Source organism: Leptothoe kymatousa TAU-MAC 1615 (assembly GCF_018739865.1).
Taxonomy (GTDB): Bacteria; Cyanobacteriota; Cyanobacteriia; order Phormidesmidales; family Phormidesmidaceae; genus Leptothoe; species Leptothoe kymatousa.
Window position 1 is genome coordinate 241,724 of sequence record NZ_JADOER010000012.1, and the last position, 17,537, is coordinate 259,260.

Consider the following 17,537-nt stretch of genomic DNA (forward strand, 5'->3'; position numbering starts at 1 on the left):
GTTGTCTAGTTGAAATGTAGATACAAAAGTCACCATTGGTTTTCTGCCATCATGGATCATGCATTCTTGATGCTGTGTTTGGTTTAGTTAGTAAAAGTGGCTGTTCCAGTCAGTATTTCTGCTTTTCGCCTTAGCTTTTGAGTCCTTAGTAGTATCTGCCATCCATGAGCGACCCCATTCTCGATGTACGTAACCTCAAGGTTGAATTTGACACTGCCAATGGTGTGATTAAAGCCGTCGATGGTATTTCCTTTCAGGTACAACGGGGGCGAACCCTAGGGATTGTGGGCGAGTCAGGTTCAGGTAAATCGGTGACATCCTTAGCCGTAATGGGGTTGGTTCCCACGCCTCCTGGGCGGATTACCCAGGGAGAAATTTTGTTTTCAGACCAAGCTGCTAACTCAACGGTGGATCTGCGTCAGGTGGCGCAAAAACAAATGCAGGCCTATCGGGGTGAGCAGATCTCGATGATTTTTCAGGAGCCGATGAGTTCCTTGAATCCGGTCTATACCTGTGGGTTTCAGCTTATCGAAGCGATTCAACAGCACAATCCGGTGTCTAAAACCGAAGCTACCAAGCTGGTGATTGAGGCATTGCAGGAAGTTAAATTATTGCAAAGCGATGAAGAACTAGCGGAACTAGTTGCCCAAGAGCAGCAGCTTAGCGATCGCAATGCCATTGCCCGGGCGGTACAGCAACGGAAAAAAGCCATACTCAATCGCTATCCCCATCAGCTTTCCGGTGGACAGCTACAGCGGGTCATGATTGCCATGGCGATCGCGTGTAATCCGGCTTTGCTGATTGCCGATGAACCGACGACGGCCTTAGATGTGACCGTCCAGTCGCGCATTCTCGATCTGCTACGGGATCTGCGCGATCGACGGTCTATGTCGATGATTTTTATCACCCACGATCTCGGCACCATTGCTGAAATCGCTGATGATGTTGCCGTGATGTATCGCGGCAAAATTGTGGAATATGGGCCAGTCCATCAAATGTTTGCCAACCCAAAGCATCCCTACACGAAAGGGCTATTAGCCTGTCGCCCTCGACCTGAACAGCGACTGCGTAAGCTGCCCACCGTCGCTGACTACATGCAGGTGCAAGATGAACCTAACGGCGAAGTGAAAATTTTTGCGCGTCATTTTGATGCGGATGCCGCCTCAGCCCTGACCGCAGAGGTAACTGCCGCAGAAACAGCCAGTCGTTTAGAGCAAATTACCGGTGAATCCCCCTTGGTAACGGTGCAAAACCTTCAGGTGGGCTATCCCGTTAAAGGGGTGTTTGGCCAAACGACCCGTATGTTTAAGGCCGTAGATGATGTGTCATTTGATGTGTATCGGGGGGAGACCTTTGGGCTGGTGGGAGAATCTGGCTGTGGTAAAACCACGTTAGGTCGCGCCCTATTACGTCTGGTGGAAGCGACGGCAGGCAATATTTTCTTCGAAGGACGTAATATTCGTCAGTTGCCCAAGGGCGAAATGCGCAAGCTCCGGCGTGAGATGCAGGTGATTTTTCAAGATCCCTTTAGCTCCCTCGATCCTCGGATGAGTATTGGCCAGGCCATCGCCGAACCGCTCAAAATTCATAAAGTGATTCGCAGCCGGCGCAACCTGAATGAGCGGGTGGCTTACTTGCTAGAGCGGGTGGACATTGACCCTGGCTGTGTTAATCGCTTTCCCCATGAGTTTTCGGGTGGACAGCGGCAGCGGATTTGTATTGCCCGGGCCTTGGCGCTCAATCCGAAATTTATTATCTGTGATGAATCTGTGTCTGCCCTCGATGTCTCTGTGCAGGCCCAGGTCCTCAACCTGCTAAAGGAACTGCAGGCGGAGTTTGGGCTGACCTATGTGTTTATTTCCCACGATTTGGGTGTGGTGAAATTTATGAGCGATCGCATCATGGTCATGAACCAAGGCAAACTCGAAGAACTAGGCCCAGCGGATGAGATCTACAACAATCCCCAGCAGGACTATACAAAACAACTAATCTCTGCGATTCCTGCCGGCACCTTAGAGCGTATTCAAGAGTTGCAAACCGCTCGAGGTGCAATGGTTTCCTAAGTTGCCTCGCTTAAAACTCTATATGGCTACTTAACAACTGCGGGAAGATAACGCAAAAATCTCCTTTTTAATGAGTCTTTGATGCAAGCCCCAGCGTCATTACTGAGGTCTCTTCTTTTTTAAGAAGTAGATGGGGGTATACGGTTAAACCTTAATTGAGTGTCAAGATGAGGCTTGAAAAGCCTGTCCTAAAAGGGTTTCGTGGTTTTGTGTAATACTTCTTAATCATCAGTTTACTGTTTGATTAAGCCTTCGTGATTCCACTCAATGCTATCGGGATACAGCCAATATGGCCCGAAAGGCTAAGTAGTTTCCTGGAGTGGAGAAAAAGAGAGATAAGCGTAAAGCCTTATGGCGTAATTAATAGCGTCTTTTTTCGAGACTTTTTCTAGCCCCGGAACTTTCAATAAAACATTCTTGTCCAAACACGTAAGTGCCTAGGTAAATGCTTTACAAAGCGATCTCTTGGAATATATGCGCTGAAAGTTAAGCATTTCGAACAAAGTTTTTTGAAAATTTTGCATACCTACTTACATGCAAGCCAGCCCCGTCGCTTGTGGGTTACATGCTGGCTTCAAATCTTGGCAAGGATGAATAACAAGCCACTTATGCATCACCTGGCGCTCATTTCGAACACCTATTAACTGTTCACTTAAACAACTAGAAAACAAAAATACTATGCCTGCAGCTATCAATAGAGTTTCCGTACGTGATGAAAATCCGGATGGTGGTCTAGAGTTTCGTGTTATTTTATCTGGCCCGACCGACGCTAATACTGTTCCTTCCGTTGATGTCACAGACTTACAAGTCCTTGGAGGAAGCACCGCACAGGTTACCAGTATTATTCCTGTCAATGCTGACACAGATCGCTTTAACGTAAGGGTTACTGGTGGCGATTTGGCTAGCTTCACCGGTAATGTGACCCTGGGTCTTGCTCCTGGTGCCCAAATTACGTCCGGTGATGGACAAAACATCCTTTCAGAGGCCCCCAGAACCCTAGATGCGGTACGCCTTGGCGACGGTGCGCCCACCGTTGTAACCGTCAACTCCGATGACGTCAGTGCCCCCCCTGTAATCGAAGATCCCACTGAAGAAGAGGGCGCTGGAGAAGAGGGCGCTGGAGAAGAAGGTGCTGGAGAAGAAGGCGCTGGAGAAGAAGGCGCTGGAGAAGAAGGCGCTGGAGAAGAAGGCGCTGGAGAAGAGACCGTTGTAGATTCCACAGGTAATGAGTCTGACACCCTGCGGTTAGATCGAGTTACGCTGCTTGGTGATAGTGAAACCGCCGATGATTCTTTGCGGTTCCGTGTTGTGTTCAATGAATCCGCTGACAATGTCAGCGTTGAGGATTGGATTCCCACTGGTGACGGCACTAACGTCACGACGGCTACAATCACTGACGTGTTTAGAGTCAATGTGGAAGATGTTGCCGCCCAAGGCACTCTGTATGACATTACTGTGTCTGGTGGTGATTTAGCAGACTTCAATGGCTCAGTCGGAATTGCCCTCTCCGATAGCCAAAATATTGTTGATGCCACTGGAGATGAGCTGCCAACGGCAGCACCTCTTGGCAGAAACGTATCCTATGTCGTCACTAACGATGGCACAACGACTCCCACGACTACAACCACGACCACGACCACGACTACGACCACTCCTACAACTACGACCACGCCTGGTATTTCTCCCCAAGCAACTGCGGATGGAGATACCCTGTCGTTTGATCTTGGCAATGCAGCCGGTCTAGGTTTCACACTGGATCTCTCCAGCGTTGTGAGTTCCGCTGCGTTGAGCATCTTTAATGGTGCAACGGGTCAGCTGCTTGACTCCTTTTCTGTCGTGGAGAATCAGGGCAATGCTCTGCCTAGCTTTAAGCCCACGTTTAATCTTCTCGCCGGTGCCTTAACTAATGTCTCTGACATTACGGTGCAACTGGAAGAGAAAGGTGTCACCAGTGTTGGTTCCTTTACCGCTCTTGACGATGGCACATTCTCCCTCGCCTTTGACGATGGTACTCAGTTCAGTACGGCTTTTGCCACAGCTCCAGAGACTGATTTCTTGACTGATGATGCCACTGCCATTGACCTTAGCGGTTTAACGGGCACCGTCACCATTAGCGGCTCTATCTATCGTGAAGCTGCGGAAGACAACGTCCTCGGCTTCTACGAAGTAGGCGCTAACGGAGCTGTTACCGATGTGAATGGGAACGTATTGCTGCCAGGCGATTCGGGATACGACGCAGCGGTTCTTGCTAACAGTCTGGATATTAATTTGAGTGGTACCAATGGTCAGGTTGAGACCTTTAATGCCACACTCACTGCTGGTATGCAGGTTGGTGTCTATGTCATGATTGACGGTTCTACTGACAACGTTGAAGTTAGCTTCAGCGGTGCCAATACTAATGGTTTGGATCGCTTTGAGCAGCTTGGTGTCAATACCTTTGGCTTTGAAGATCAAGCGGGTCTTGGTGATAGAGACTTTAATGACATTGTGATTAGCTATGACATTGCATAGGGAGTTATTCAGATAGATCCGACCTATGTGAATGCTGCTCTTGAGCAGCCATAGGCTTTTGGCGAAGTCGCTGCGTTAACCGTGGCGTTTCCCTCGTTAATCATCTCAAAGTCTGCTGCAAAGAATTTCTTTGCAGCAGACTTTGTATTTCTAGGCAATGTCCCTCAAGGGTACTATGGCCAATTTCAAGGACACGATAAACTGGTTCACAATAGTTTTTTGTCTTCGTGTCCCATGCGACTAGACCTCAGAGAACTTAATTTAGGATCAGACTCTGCTGAGCGTGATATTAACCTCGGTCTGGCCGAATATTTCTATGAGAACGTTACGTACCAAAAGTTTCTCAGTGGTCGTAAGACGATTTTGGTGGGTAATCGAGGTACGGGTAAAAGTGCCATTTTTAAGTACATTGCGGCCACTGAAACCCGCAAGGGGCATTTAGTCCTTGAACTATCCCCTGAAGAATATTCCTATGAGCTACTGTCGGATCATCTGTCTAGTGAAGAGGATGGTTTTTGGCGTAAGCAAAGTGCCTACTCGGTAGCTTGGCAATATTTGCTCTATACACTAATTTTTAAAAAAATTGCCCAAACTAAGCGTGGTTTGCTTTTGGGGCCAACAAAAAATATTTACGATTATGCGTCGAGTCATCAGCTCTTTCAGCAAAATAGTTCCATCATTATTTTGGTGGACTATCTCAAGCGGATTGAGCAGGTAAAAACAGGTACCTATGCGGGGGGGCTGCGCAGTCAAGATCTACAGGCCCTCTATAGTCTTGAGGAAATTAAAACCTTGCTGCCCAGTTTGCAGGCGGTTCTCAACAATACCAAAATCAAAATTTTGATTGATGAGTTGGATAAGGGGTGGGATAACTCGGAAGATGCCAAGTTTTTTCTTGCTGGTCTATTTCAGGCAACTCAGAAGCTGAATCTAATTAGTCCAAACCTTAGGGTTTATATCTCTATTCGTCAGGAGCTGTTTGATAATATTCCTCAGATTTATGAGGATGCTCAGAAAATTCGTGAGGATGTGGAGGTGATTCGGTGGGGGAGAAATGAGCTGCTGGAGTTGATTGGGCGGCGGATCGTGCATTCGTTTCCCCAGGCCGCTCGCTTAGATGCCCCCAAGCTCTGGCAATCTGTTTTTGTAGCGCAGATGCAGTCTAGCTGTACGGAAACGTTGGATTACATTATTGATCGCACACAGTTGCGACCTCGGGAGTTGCTCCAGTTTTGTAAGCTCTGTGCTGAACATATTGAGTATTCGTTGGCGGGGCGTCGCATTGATGAAGGTGCGATCGCAGCCGCAGAAGAATACTATTCTGAACAAAAGACACGGGACCTAGCCTCAGAATACCGGTTTCAATATCCCCATCTACTAGACGTATTTGAAATTTTTCGAGGCAAGCGCAGCCACTACGACAAAGAAGATCTAGACTACCTCCTGCTAGCAACGGTCTGTGGTGAGTACGACGTAGAACTGGCCAGTGGCTGGATTCTCGATATGGACTATCTAGAACTTAAGCAAATTCTGTGGAAAATTGGCTTTTTAAAGGCCTGGGTACCCAGACGTACCAACCGCCGCACCAGCTTGTCTGGCGCATACCTAGGACACTATGAAGTGCCCACTATTAACCTAGAAAACATCGAACGCTTTCGCATTCATCCAGCCTGTACCAGCTTTCTCCATCTCAAAGATATGTCCGTCTAGACAATGTCTGCCTAAACCACTGCTGTAGCCTATCGGTCGATGTATGGGAGCATATGATACCGCTATATGTGGTGAATCCAATCATTCTGGAGCACAATGCGGCCTGTCTTTGAATTGAGTTGGTTGTTCTCCCCTGTATGATTGCATCGGCATCATGTGGCTAACCTTGTAAAATCTACCCTATGAGATGGAGAGCAACGCGTCCGAGCCACCCCATTGAACGTTGGATGCAATCAGTGCCTACATGGCTGGTTGTAACCCTAGCTGTGGTTTTGTTGCTAGCCCTCAAGATCCTAGCTGAGGCGCCCGAAATTCAGCAAATCATTGCACCCAAAATACAAGACCACCACTGGCAGCTAATTAGCACCCTGTTGAGCGATGTAGAGTCGATTGCAGCCGTCACCGCCGTCATTCTCTACATTAAGGGGGCACCCGAGCGGCGAGCTCAACGACATTATGAAGCTTGGCAAGTGATCGATATGGCCGCTGCCGCCAAAATGGAGGTGAGCTATGCACGGTATCAAGCCCTAGAAGCTCTTCATCGGGATGGCCTCTCGCTACAGCGCTTAGAAGCACCTAATGCCAACCTGGCCAGTATTTCATTGCCTAATGCAGAGCTCAGCCATTGCAATTTGTGTATGGCGAATTTGCAGCAGGCGAATCTGAGTGGGGCCAATCTGCAAGGGGCTAACTTGCAAGCGGCTGATCTCCAAAATGCTAACCTGAAAGGCGCCAACCTTCAAGGCTGTAATTTGCAAGGGGCAAATTTGCGCAATGCAGAATTATGGCAGGTGAAGTGGTGGGACGCTGATCTGACTGAAGCCGAATTGTGGTGGGCAGAGTTGCACATTGAGGACTTGGAAGGGGCGCGATTGTGTGGCACCATCATGCCCGATGGTCAGCAACTGGATCGTGACTGTTCTGACCATGCTCCCCATGGTGAACCTTACGCCTAGGCAGGATAACTAAACAGACTATCCAGATAGAGACTGTTTACCCGGGGATGATTCACCCCATTCTGCAACAAGAATAAAGACAGAGCAGCTTGCATCATGCGTTCCTGGCTCCACATTTCATGGGTCTTGAGATAATCCTGAATGGATGTGTATAGGTCTTCAGGAATTTCCACCATGAGACTGACAGTAACTGCACCTGGAGTCATAAGCGATAGCGCCCCTTGCATACAAAATTTGAGTGCTTCATACTTTTCTCCCCCCTCGCAAGGGCATTGGCAAACATGCTAGGAATCGCTGAAAGCCCTTGCTGGCAGGAAGATTGAAGGTATGTGAAGCAGTGGAGCTTCATTGTGCAGGACCCCAACAAAATTAGCAATGGCCCTCAGCCCCCCATTTCTGTCTAAGAAATAAAAAAGACTAACGAAGTCAAGCGGGCTAGAAGCGTATTTTTGTTGTGAAAGTTTACAAAATGAGAAGGGTACTGCAGCACTTTGAGTTTTCCACAGAATCTTTCAACTTGCCTGGTTCAAAGGTTGGGTTGTGGAAAACTTGCGATTAAATGTGGAAAACCTGAGGAAAATTCTGGGGAAATTAGGGCTGTTTATTAAAAAAAATGATTTTGTGAATTTGTAGTAATGCTTTGGGTATTGGACGTTGTCTAACCGTGCTTTTTAAGCAGATTAAAACCCTTCTCTTATAAGGGGTATGGTGATTTTTATGCGAATCTTCTTCAGTATGTCTGCACTATAAAAATGTAAAAATATTGCATAAAGATTGGCTGATTGTAGGTGACACCCCGGAGGTCGATGTGAGCACAATCAGGTCTATGGCGTTGCTGCTCCTTAGGATGCTTCTGCTGCCCACATCTGAGTGATTTACTCCATTGGGTTGATTGCGGCATCCTATGCATCAGGAAAGGAAAGGCCGTACGGCTTTCTTTGCTGCTAAAAATATCGCCTTAAAATCTAAAGGCGTTGGTAAGTGTTATGGCTGATGGTTGGGGGAATGCCTCAATAGCTCATTCAACAAAGCAATATTTAGTAAAACAATCTCCTTCAGTCGGCTCTTTAAGTCGGGAGGGTGTGTGTTTGCGTGGAGCTAATCTACAAGCTCAAAACTTTCAGCGTGTTGATCTGACAGGGGCTGACTTACGAGGCGCTAATTTAAATCATGCATGTCTGATTGATTCGCATTTATCGGATGCCAAGCTATGTGGAGCCACGTTAGTGCAAGCTGACCTAACGGCTGCTAGTTTGAGGCGTGCTGATCTGGTAGGCGCTGTGCTGATGTCAGCTGTGTTACCCCAAGCTAGATTGTGTCAGGCTAATTTGGCCGGTGCCAATCTTACGGAAGCCGATTTGGATGGCGCTAACCTCAGGGCGGCCGATTTACGATATGCGATGCTACGGCGAGCTAGTTTAGTCATGGGAGACGTCAGTCGAGCTAATTTTCGCCATGTGAGTGCTAATGGGGCAGAGCTTTACGGTTTAGAAGGGAATGGTACTGATTGGGCATCTGCCCAGCTGCAGGGCTGCGACTTACGCCAAGCTAGGTTTTCTCAATCCAAACTGTGCAATGCAATTTTGACTAACGCTAATTTGAATGGCGCGATGTTAGTGGAAATACAAGCCCAGGGGGCTAGCTTGGAACGGGCCAATTTGAGCTGGGCCTATTTGAGCCATGTTAATTTCAGAGGGGTTAATCTCTCTAGCGCTACTCTGTGGCACACCATTCTGATTGAGGCTGAGCTATCTGGGGCCAACTTACACAATACTGTTTTGGACCATGCCACTTTGCGGCGATGTTCGCTACAAGATATTAGTTGGCACCAGGTCTCTGTCCAGGGAACTCATTTTGAGCAAGGTGCAGGGTTATCTGGTCAGGACAAGGCAATGCTGCGTTCTCGTGGTGCAATTGTCGATTAATGCTCTCGCCAAATACGATATACAGTGCCTTTTACGAGTGGCTGTTGTGGACGTTCCAGCGTAGTGGCCATCGCCTCAAATGCAAAGCCGTGTTCCGATAATGCGCTCTGAAATTCTTCTTTTTGGGGACGGTCTGGGTCTGAAAGCCAACATTCGCCTGTAGGGCCCATGACCGTATTCAGTAAATTCAATAAGGGCGAGATGTTGCGACTTTCGTAAATAACATCTGCGGCTAATATGAGGGGTACAGTCATGTTTTTGGGGGGATATCGCCAATCTAATGGCAGGGTGTGAAACTGCCTTAATCCATTAATTTGAGCATTTTTAGCGGCAAATTTTAGTGCTGCTGCATCGTAGTCGCTAAAGGTAACTTCCATGCCTAGGGCTAACGCAATGAGCCCTGTTACCCCCAATCCACAGCCTACTTCCAGCACCTTGATGCCTTCAGGCCAAGGTTGTTGGGCTAAAGCTCGTCCCAGCATGAGTGCGGAGGGCCATAGCTCTGCCCAGTAGGGCATATATTCATCTTGGGCAAAGGCAGCGTGGGTCGAAGGATGATCTAGCAGAGAATCAATACTCGTGGGCAACACAATGCGAAATTGTCGTATGTTCCCTGTATGAAATGGAATGTCAATGACGGTCTCAACGGTGGGTTCCAGCAGTTCATCTGGGGTGGTGTGCAAAAATGGCTGGGGCGTCATGCTACTGCTTCATTTGCCACAATTGCATCGGTTACCAACTCTAATCGAATAAAATCTTGTCTTGGGTTGGCATGGACAACTCTGATGTCAAATCTTGCGCCTAGGGTAGGATTGCTATCAAAACGCATCGCTAGTTCCAACCCTAAATCTTCGATCATGACCAGTCCGAGACTTTCATGTTCTCGCAACCAGCGCAACAACATTGCTGACCAGCTTTGTTTGCCCTGGCGGCGCAAAAATTCTAATGCCCAGTATCGTTTGGTTTGTCTCTCTACTGTCACGGCTTCATAGGCTGCTGTGGAGACGCCTTGGGTCAGTTCTGTCATCTCTTCTGGAGAAAATGGAAGAGATTCTCCTCTGAGATGTGCCTTTAGTTGAAAATGGGCTAATAAATCTGTGTAACGGCGAATGGGAGAAGTTACTTGGCTGTAATAATCTAGGCCAAGGGTGGCATGTCGAGCTGGATTAATGCCCATCTCACTGCGGGGCATGCAACGCCGAATTGCCGAATCTCTCACCCAGCCGGTTGGTAGTTGTAAGAGTTCATTATCTGAGGGGAGTTCTGGTTCTGGCTGACTACGAAATGGAATGGCCAGGGCATTGGCTTCGCCATAGCGAGCGGCCACTTCCCCTGTCAAAATCATCATTTCTGCAACGGTTTGGCGAGACTGGGAATTTTCTAAAACATCAATCGTAATCTCTTCGTTGATTACCTTGATGGAAGATTCCGGCATATTAATAGAGATAGCCCCTTGGGATTTTCTCCATTGTCTGCGCTGTTTGGCCCAGTCTGCGATCGCATTTAGCTCTGTTTCTGCGGTTAGCCCTAGCTCTAGCATCTCATCCACATCTTCATAGGTGAGGCGATAGGTGGGCTTAATGCAGCTAGCTCGAATGGTGTAGTCTTCTACAGCGCCTGCCTCACTGAGAACAATGCCAAAACTCAGGGCGCAGCATAGTTCCCCTTGGCGTAGACTCATGGGCCCCGTGGCCAAGGCCTCCGGAAACATGGGGATCATGCCCGTTGGCAAATAGACAGTAGTACACCGGCGACGGGCTTCTAAATCGATATCGTCCCCAGGCAAAAGCCAGCGGGTGGGGTCCGCAATGTGTACCCAAATGCGGGGGCGGCCATCAGGTAATGTTTCTAGGCTCAAGCCGTCATCGATTTCGCGCGTGCTTTCATCATCGATGGTATAGACCTTCAAATGTGTTAGGTCCAGCCGGTCTGTATCTGCATCAGGTGGTGGATTATCGATGCGCTGCTGAACCATGGCATTGATCTCATCAGGGATATAAACCGGAATCTGACTACGCCGCAGTGCTAGATTTTCGTGAGGGCTCCATAGCCCTAGATCCACTAAAAGCTGAAAAGCATTTTCCGCGTCTGTGCCATACTCTAATGCGGTCAGAATCTCTTGAGCCGCAACTTTTTGGGAGCAGTCTTCCCCTAGGGTAGCGTAGCGCTCTAATAAATCTAGCCGAGGACGATCTGGTTTTTCCCACCGATGGTCGTTTTCCAGCGCTTCAGCGTTTTCAGTGTCAGGGCTAAGAGCTTCTAATTTTTGACGCGATCGCGTCAAAAAACCTTCCCATTCCAATTTACGAGCAGCTTCACGGGCCTGTTGGTGCCGCACCTCATCCACCTGCTTTACCGACCGAGGCTCGTAATGATCTCCCTTACGTTTGAAAAAAACTTTATCGCCATTCAGTAGGCAATAGGCGGCGTAGCAGAGGGAAGGCGTTTGTTCTGAAAACAGTAGTAAAGCCAAAGAAGCCGGGTCAGTAGACTCCCCAGCTTCCTGTAAAAACTCCCAAGCCACCTCAAGGCTGTCAGGATCAATATTCGGCTCCGCTTCAGCCCAAAAGCTAGCAATATCTGAGGACTGATAGCTACCGTTATCGACGATATAGGTGATCTGACGAGGGTGTAGAACATGGGACTGACCGTTGCCATCGATCACTACCCAATTTTTCTTACCTTCTGGGCGATCAGTTACCCCCAGTCGGGGGATTCCCTGTACCTTAAACTCGATCAGCGTTCCCTTTTCCACCAACCTAGATCCTTGCCCCTATGGTTTTATCGTTGGCCTTACAACAACTCTAAATGCACTCTGTCAGAAGGCAATATCACTACGATGTGATTGCATAATTCATCACATCGACAATTTCACCTTAAGCAGCTTCCGTTATGTTTAGCCTTCACGGTTCACATATGGAAGCAGTGCCAATGTGCGCGCGCGCTTAATGGCAACTGTCAAATCTCGTTGTTGCTTGGCTGTTAATCCCGTAATTCGGCGAGGCAAAATCTTGCCACGCTCTGTAATAAATTTGCGTAGCAAATCAACATCCTTATAATCAATTTTTTCTTCGGGCTTAATAGGAGATACCCGACGGCGGAAATAAGCCATAGTATTTGCTACTTAATCTCTTTGTGAACAGTGTGAGTGTTGCAATGGGTACAGAACTTTTTCAGTTCTAAACGGCCGGTAGTATTCCGACGATTTTTCTGAGTGGTGTAGCGAGAAACCCCTTTAGATCGCTTATTGGGGTTGCTACGACACTCCGTACATTCCAACGTAATGATAATGCGGACGCCTTTTGCCATGATCGATGGTGCTAGCTAGCAATTATTGACACAGGGGATCTATGATGTCACATCGGCACTGGCAGATGCAAGGGGTATCAGGTTTTTCCATCTGTAGGATGTGACTAAATTCAATAAACCCCAATGGGCATGGTTAATATCAACCATGCCCATTGGGGTTGGACACCTAATCTGGTGCTTAGCAGTCTGTATATGTTCCTAATCGGCCAAATGTTTGGCCACTGCATCGGCCAGGGTATCGGTCCAGTGGTTTACCAATGCCGCGTCAGCGGCTTCCACCATCACACGAATGACGGGCTCTGTCCCGGAGGCCCTGACCAAAACGCGTCCCTGGTCACCCATGGCAGATTCAGCCTTGCTAATCATAGTTTGAACCGGTTCACAATCAGCCCAAGTTTTGCGCTTCTCCCGGCTATCGACCCGCACATTTTTGAGTCGCTGTGGATAGGGCGCAAAACTTTGATCAATTAATGTGGGCAGGCAGCACTCTGCCTGCTTAAGCCAGTTAGCTAAATGTAGAGCCGTGAGAATGCCATCTCCAGTCAAACTGTAGTGATGGCAAAGAATATGGCCTGATTGCTCGCCGCCGAGCATGGCACCGCGAGCTACCATTTCGGCATGAACATGTTGATCACCCACTTTCGTTCTGACCAACTTGCCCCCCAGTTTTTCCCAAGCCCGTTCGAAGCCTAAGTTGGCCATGACCGTTGAGATAATGGTGTCGTCTGGCAACTGCCCTTGCTGCTGCAGGGTTTGCCCCCAGAAATACAAAATATAGTCGCCATTAACGACCCGACCTTGGCGATCAACGGCCATTACTCGGTCGGCATCTCCATCAAAGGCAAATCCGATGTCTGCCTCATGTTCCGCGACAGCTGCTTGTAAAGAAGCTAAATGGGTGGAGCCGCAATTTACGTTGATCCGATTACCGTCTGCATTGCCATGGATAATAATGACATCGGCCCCTGTTGCTTCAAAAACAGTTTGGGCCACTTGGGTGGCAGCGCCCCACGCTAAATCTAAAACGATGCGCATTCCACTCAAATAGTGTTGAGTGGCAAAGGGTTGATGCAGGAAGTCAACGTAGTGCTTGACTAGCTCTGGACGCTGCTTGGTGATACCCCATTGATTACCAGGGTTAAAGATGCCGGGACATGTACCCTGACGCAGTGCTTGTTCGATGTTGGCCTGTAGTTTTTTATCTAATTTGGTGCCATTAGCGCCAAAAAACTTGATGCCATTATCGGCGGGCGGGTTGTGGCTGGCTGAAATCATGATGCCGCCAGCGGTTGACTCATCGGCTGCCATATAGGCAACAGCCGCAGTGGGGCAAAGCCCCATATCCCACACCTCAATGCCAGCGGATGTGAGCCCTGCCCCCAGCGCCGCTGCAATCATTGGGCTTGAGTTGCGAGAATCTTGGCCGAGAACGATGGCCCCCGACTGTTGCTGGCGTAAAATTTGGCCCGCCCAAAAGCCTACTTGCAGTGCTAAGGGGGCTGTAAGTAGTTCCCCTGCTCGACTGCGGATTCCATCGGTCCCAAACAAGGGTGTGGTTGGCAAATCTAGAGGTTGCCAACCGGTTCCTAAAAAGGTTGCCTGTTGAGGCCTGGAAGGAGACATAACCATACTTGACACTCCAAACGACACACACTCAAAGTGGAGAATAACATTTGCAAGTTTCTATTAGCTGTAGCCTACCCATGTGTAATCCCATCAAATCCGTGAGCGAAGGCAGTCAACCTGCTGAATTTTGGATCGGGATTGAACAGTTCAATCAAGGCGAATATTATGCTTGTCACGATACGTTGGAGGCCATTTGGATGGAGGCTATCCAATTAGATCGAGCGTTCTATCAGGGTGTGCTGCAAATTGCTGTGGGGCTCTACCATCTGACTAATCTCAATTGGCAGGGGGCAGCCATCTTGCTAGGAGAAGGTAGCCGCCGATTAGATGCCTATGGTGAAATTTATGGCGGTATTAATGTAATAGATTTAGTTGACCAATCTCATAATTGGTTAGCGGCATTACAATCTGTTGGCCCGGATCATGTGCAGCAGTTAGCGTCTGTTCTTCTGAATAGAACATTGAGCGCTGATCCACATGATTTAGCAAATGGCATTGAGCTAATAGTCCCCAAAATTACAAGGGTATGAGCTAGTATGAGCAAAATTTTCCAAGGGCTGGATTGGCTTGCTTAACTAATTCTTCCCCACAGCTTTATGAAGTAGTTTGGGGCTATGTCGTTCCCGAATCCGGACAAAACTGTAAATTTCCCGCTAGAGTATGGGGCTATTTGGGCAAAGTAACCACCATGAGACTCTAGCTTTCCAGCTTACGCAATGGTGCTTGTGCAAGATTTTAGGGGATATATGGGTTCTAATATTTGAGCTGATATTTGAACTGAATTTATCAAGACAGTCCTATAACTGGGCTAAGACTCATTTTTATTGGTCCATCAAACGTTAGATTAGTAGTGAATGGGCAAGCGCGAAGGGCAAACTATGGTTGTACGGTGCGGACATCTTTTTCGGACCCCTATTTCTAATCTCTTACAGGGGTTAGGGGCTGGTTCGTTAGGGTTGCTGATGGTATTCGGTAGTTTAGATGCTCCGTCCCAGGCTCAATCTGGAGGATCTATTAAGTTGAGGGCCGATGTTCAAGAAGCGGATGCGACTACGGGCATCATCACGGCCCGTGGCAATGTGAGAATTGACTACCCTGAAGAGGCGATTTCTGCCACATCGGCACAGGCGCAATACTATAGCCGTGAAAGGCGAATTATTTTAACGGGAGAGGTTTTTGTACAGCAGGAAGCCAATACGTTACAGGCTGAGGTTGTTACCTATCTGATTGATGAGGGCCGATTTGTGGCGACTCCCAGCGCTGAAGCACAGGTTGAGTCTGTGTATGTGTTGCCAGAACCGACTGAAGAGCCTGCTGGCGCTCCGCAACCAGAAGAACCGGCAACAACTTTGCCCGTGTTGCCCGAGGAACTGCCTGATTTTGCTGTCCCTACGGATGAATAGATGCTTTCTCCTGCTGTAGATTCTACGTCGCAGAGCTTAAATGCGACAGGCTCTGTGCTCAATTTGGAAAACGTTCATAAATCCTACGGCAAGCGAACGATTGTGCGCGGGGTGAGTTTGTCGGTGGCCCAGGGAGAAATTGTGGGGCTATTGGGGCCCAATGGGGCGGGTAAAACGACGACGTTTTATATGGCTATTGGCTTGGAACACCCTGACCAAGGCACTGTCCGATTAGGTGGCCAAGAGATTACGAATTTATCTATTCATGAACGGGCTAGGTTGGGCGTTGGTTATTTAGCCCAAGAAGCGAGTATTTTTCGTAATCTAACGGTTAGAGACAATATCCGTTTGGTGATGGAGCAAACCAATGTTCCCCGTCGTGAGCGTGCCCAGCGGCTGGAAAAATTGATGCAAGAGTTTCGATTGGAAAAGGTTGCGAATACTCTGGGTATTCAGGTTTCGGGCGGGGAGCGCCGACGTACAGAGTTGGCGCGTGCGCTGGCGACCGGTAAGCAGGGGCCGACCTTTTTGTTTTTAGATGAGCCGTTTGCTGGGGTGGACCCCATTGCTGTGTCTGAAATTCAGCAGATTGTGTCTAAATTGCGCGATCGCAACATGGGAATTTTGATTACCGATCACAATGTACGTGAAACACTGCGCATTATTGACCGGGCCTATATCATGAGCGATGGTCGGATTCTGGCCTATGGCAGTGCTGATGATCTGGCCTCTAACCCCCTTGTCCGTGAGCATTACTTAGGGGATGACTTCAAGCTGTAATCGACTCTGATAACGGCTGCATACGTCTTTTTTAGTTCACTAAAGCTTTTTCCCACTTTCGCTTTCAGCACATATGGCCACCATTTCCTCCAACTCATCCAATTCGCTTTTTTCTGGGTGGCCCTCCCTCTCGATCATGGATCGATATATCGCTAAAGAGTTGTCTCTTCCCTTCTTGTTTGGGGTGGGGGCTTTCTCATCGATTTTGGTATCTGTTGGGGCGCTATTCGATCTAATTCGCAAGGTTACAGAGTCTGGTTTAGAGGTCAGTCTGGCCTTGCAGGTGTTTGTGCTTAAAATGCCAGAATTTGTGGTGTTGGCCTTTCCCATGTCCACACTGTTGGCCACCATGATGACCTATAGCCGTTTTTCCAGCGACAGTGAGCTAACGGCATTGCGTGGATGTGGCATTAGCGTACGGCGTATTATTGCTCCGGCCTTGGTGCTGAGTATGCTGATCACTGGGCTCACATTCGTATTTAACGAAGTGATTACCCCGGCGGCGAACTACCGGGCTAAGGTCATGCTGGAACAGGCATTTAACTCCGAAAAGCCTCCTTTTCGTGAGCGCAATATTATGTACCAGGAGTACCAGCAGGCGGAGGATGGCAGCGGTAAAGAACTGGGGCGTTTGTTTTATGCCCGCCGGTTTAACGGCGAAGAAATGCAGGGGCTCACTATTCTCGATTTCTCTCAATCGGGGTTAGAGCAAGTGGTGAGTGCAGAAACAGCCACCTGGAATTTTTTAGACAACGTTTGGACCTTCTTTAACGGCACCATTTACGCCATTTCACCGGATGGCTCCTTTGGCCACATTGTGAAATTTGATCGTCAAGATCTCGATTTACCGCGCACCCCCCTAGATTTAGCGGCTCGCAGCAAAGACGATGATGAAATGAATATTGCCGAAACTCGTCAGCATTTAAATCAAATTGTGCGTAAATCTGGCGATGAGCGCAGTATTCGGGTTTGGGAATTACGATTACAGCAGCGATATGCTTTACCCTTCGTGTGTATCGTCTTTGGCATTGTGGGCTCTGCTGTAGGTATTCGGCCCCAACGCACCGGTAAAGCCACTAGCTTTGGTATCAGTGTTGTAATTATTTTTGGCTATTACCTATTAGGGTTTATTGCCGATGCCTTTGGTAAGGTGGGGACTTTGCATCCTGTGACTGCCGCCTGGTTACCACCGTTTATGGGGCTGATTGTGGGAACGTTGCTCGTGATGCAGGCTTCCAAATAGCCCTTGTAATA

General features: G+C 48.4%; 15 protein-coding genes. 9 read left to right on the forward strand and 6 right to left on the reverse strand.

Annotated features, from left to right (window positions below; all coding sequences use genetic code 11):
• Positions 1–164 precede the first annotated feature (164 nt).
• The 4 genes from IXB28_RS14305 (at position 165) to IXB28_RS14320 (ending at position 7,240) form a co-directional block, all read left to right on the forward strand.
• Positions 165–2,063, forward strand: coding sequence for an ABC transporter ATP-binding protein (locus IXB28_RS14305; RefSeq protein ID WP_215619277.1), 1,899 nt, complete (start codon positions 165–167; stop codon positions 2,061–2,063).
• A gap of 678 nt (positions 2,064–2,741) precedes the next feature.
• Positions 2,742–4,574 (forward strand): DUF4114 domain-containing protein, encoded by a 1,833-nt coding sequence (locus IXB28_RS14310; RefSeq protein ID WP_215619278.1) that lies wholly within the window; start codon positions 2,742–2,744, stop codon positions 4,572–4,574.
• A gap of 234 nt (positions 4,575–4,808) precedes the next feature.
• Positions 4,809–6,284: a P-loop ATPase, Sll1717 family gene (locus IXB28_RS14315; protein ID WP_215619279.1), complete on the forward strand. Its 1,476-nt coding sequence runs from the start codon at positions 4,809–4,811 to the stop codon at positions 6,282–6,284.
• 182 nt (positions 6,285–6,466) lie between these two features.
• Positions 6,467–7,240, forward strand: a complete 774-nt coding sequence (locus tag IXB28_RS14320) for a pentapeptide repeat-containing protein (RefSeq protein WP_215619280.1) — start codon at positions 6,467–6,469, stop codon at positions 7,238–7,240.
• Here the strand turns inward: IXB28_RS14320 and IXB28_RS14325 are convergent.
• Positions 7,237–7,446, reverse strand: coding sequence for a DUF2811 domain-containing protein (locus tag IXB28_RS14325; RefSeq protein WP_215619281.1), 210 nt, complete (start codon positions 7,444–7,446; stop codon positions 7,237–7,239). The two genes, IXB28_RS14320 and IXB28_RS14325, sit on opposite strands and share 4 nt — an antisense overlap.
• Before the next feature lie 882 nt (positions 7,447–8,328).
• On the opposite strand from IXB28_RS14325, the gene IXB28_RS14330 reads away from it, so the two are divergent.
• A complete protein-coding gene (locus IXB28_RS14330; RefSeq protein WP_215619282.1) occupies positions 8,329–9,165 on the forward strand; it encodes a pentapeptide repeat-containing protein in 837 nt (278 codons plus the stop codon).
• On the opposite strand, the gene IXB28_RS14335 is transcribed toward IXB28_RS14330, so the two are convergent.
• From IXB28_RS14335 to glmM, 5 genes are all read right to left on the reverse strand, one after another.
• Entirely contained in the window at positions 9,162–9,866 is a 705-nt protein-coding gene (locus IXB28_RS14335) for a class I SAM-dependent methyltransferase (RefSeq protein WP_215619283.1), read from the reverse strand. The genes IXB28_RS14330 and IXB28_RS14335 overlap by 4 nt on opposite strands.
• Entirely contained in the window at positions 9,863–11,920 is a 2,058-nt protein-coding gene (locus IXB28_RS14340; RefSeq protein ID WP_215619284.1) for a ribonuclease catalytic domain-containing protein, read from the reverse strand. Before IXB28_RS14340 ends, IXB28_RS14335 begins: the two co-directional genes overlap by 4 nt.
• Before the next feature lie 141 nt (positions 11,921–12,061).
• The gene (rpsR, locus tag IXB28_RS14345) at positions 12,062–12,277 is read right to left on the reverse strand and encodes a 30S ribosomal protein S18 (protein WP_023070180.1); all 216 of its coding nucleotides are present in this window, start codon (positions 12,275–12,277) and stop codon (positions 12,062–12,064) included.
• 8 nt (positions 12,278–12,285) lie between these two features.
• Complete coding sequence (gene rpmG / locus IXB28_RS14350; protein WP_006516708.1) at positions 12,286–12,474, reverse strand: 50S ribosomal protein L33; 189 nt, start codon at positions 12,472–12,474, stop codon at positions 12,286–12,288.
• A gap of 198 nt (positions 12,475–12,672) precedes the next feature.
• Positions 12,673–14,103 carry a phosphoglucosamine mutase gene (gene glmM, locus IXB28_RS14355; RefSeq protein WP_407659208.1) on the reverse strand — a complete coding sequence of 477 codons (1,431 nt, stop codon included), beginning with the start codon at positions 14,101–14,103 and terminating at the stop codon, positions 12,673–12,675.
• Between the two features lie 74 nt (positions 14,104–14,177).
• On the opposite strand from glmM, the gene IXB28_RS14360 reads away from it, so the two are divergent.
• The 4 genes from IXB28_RS14360 (at position 14,178) to IXB28_RS14375 (ending at position 17,526) form a co-directional block, all read left to right on the forward strand.
• Positions 14,178–14,630: a DUF309 domain-containing protein gene (locus tag IXB28_RS14360; RefSeq protein ID WP_215619286.1), complete on the forward strand. Its 453-nt coding sequence runs from the start codon at positions 14,178–14,180 to the stop codon at positions 14,628–14,630.
• A 348-nt stretch (positions 14,631–14,978) separates the two neighbouring features.
• Positions 14,979–15,503 (forward strand): LptA/OstA family protein, encoded by a 525-nt coding sequence (locus IXB28_RS14365; protein WP_215619287.1) that lies wholly within the window; start codon positions 14,979–14,981, stop codon positions 15,501–15,503.
• A complete protein-coding gene (gene lptB, locus IXB28_RS14370; protein WP_215619288.1) occupies positions 15,504–16,283 on the forward strand; it encodes an LPS export ABC transporter ATP-binding protein in 780 nt (259 codons plus the stop codon).
• A 136-nt stretch (positions 16,284–16,419) separates the two neighbouring features.
• Entirely contained in the window at positions 16,420–17,526 is a 1,107-nt protein-coding gene (locus IXB28_RS14375; RefSeq protein WP_215619289.1) for an LptF/LptG family permease, read from the forward strand.
• Positions 17,527–17,537 lie beyond the last annotated feature (11 nt).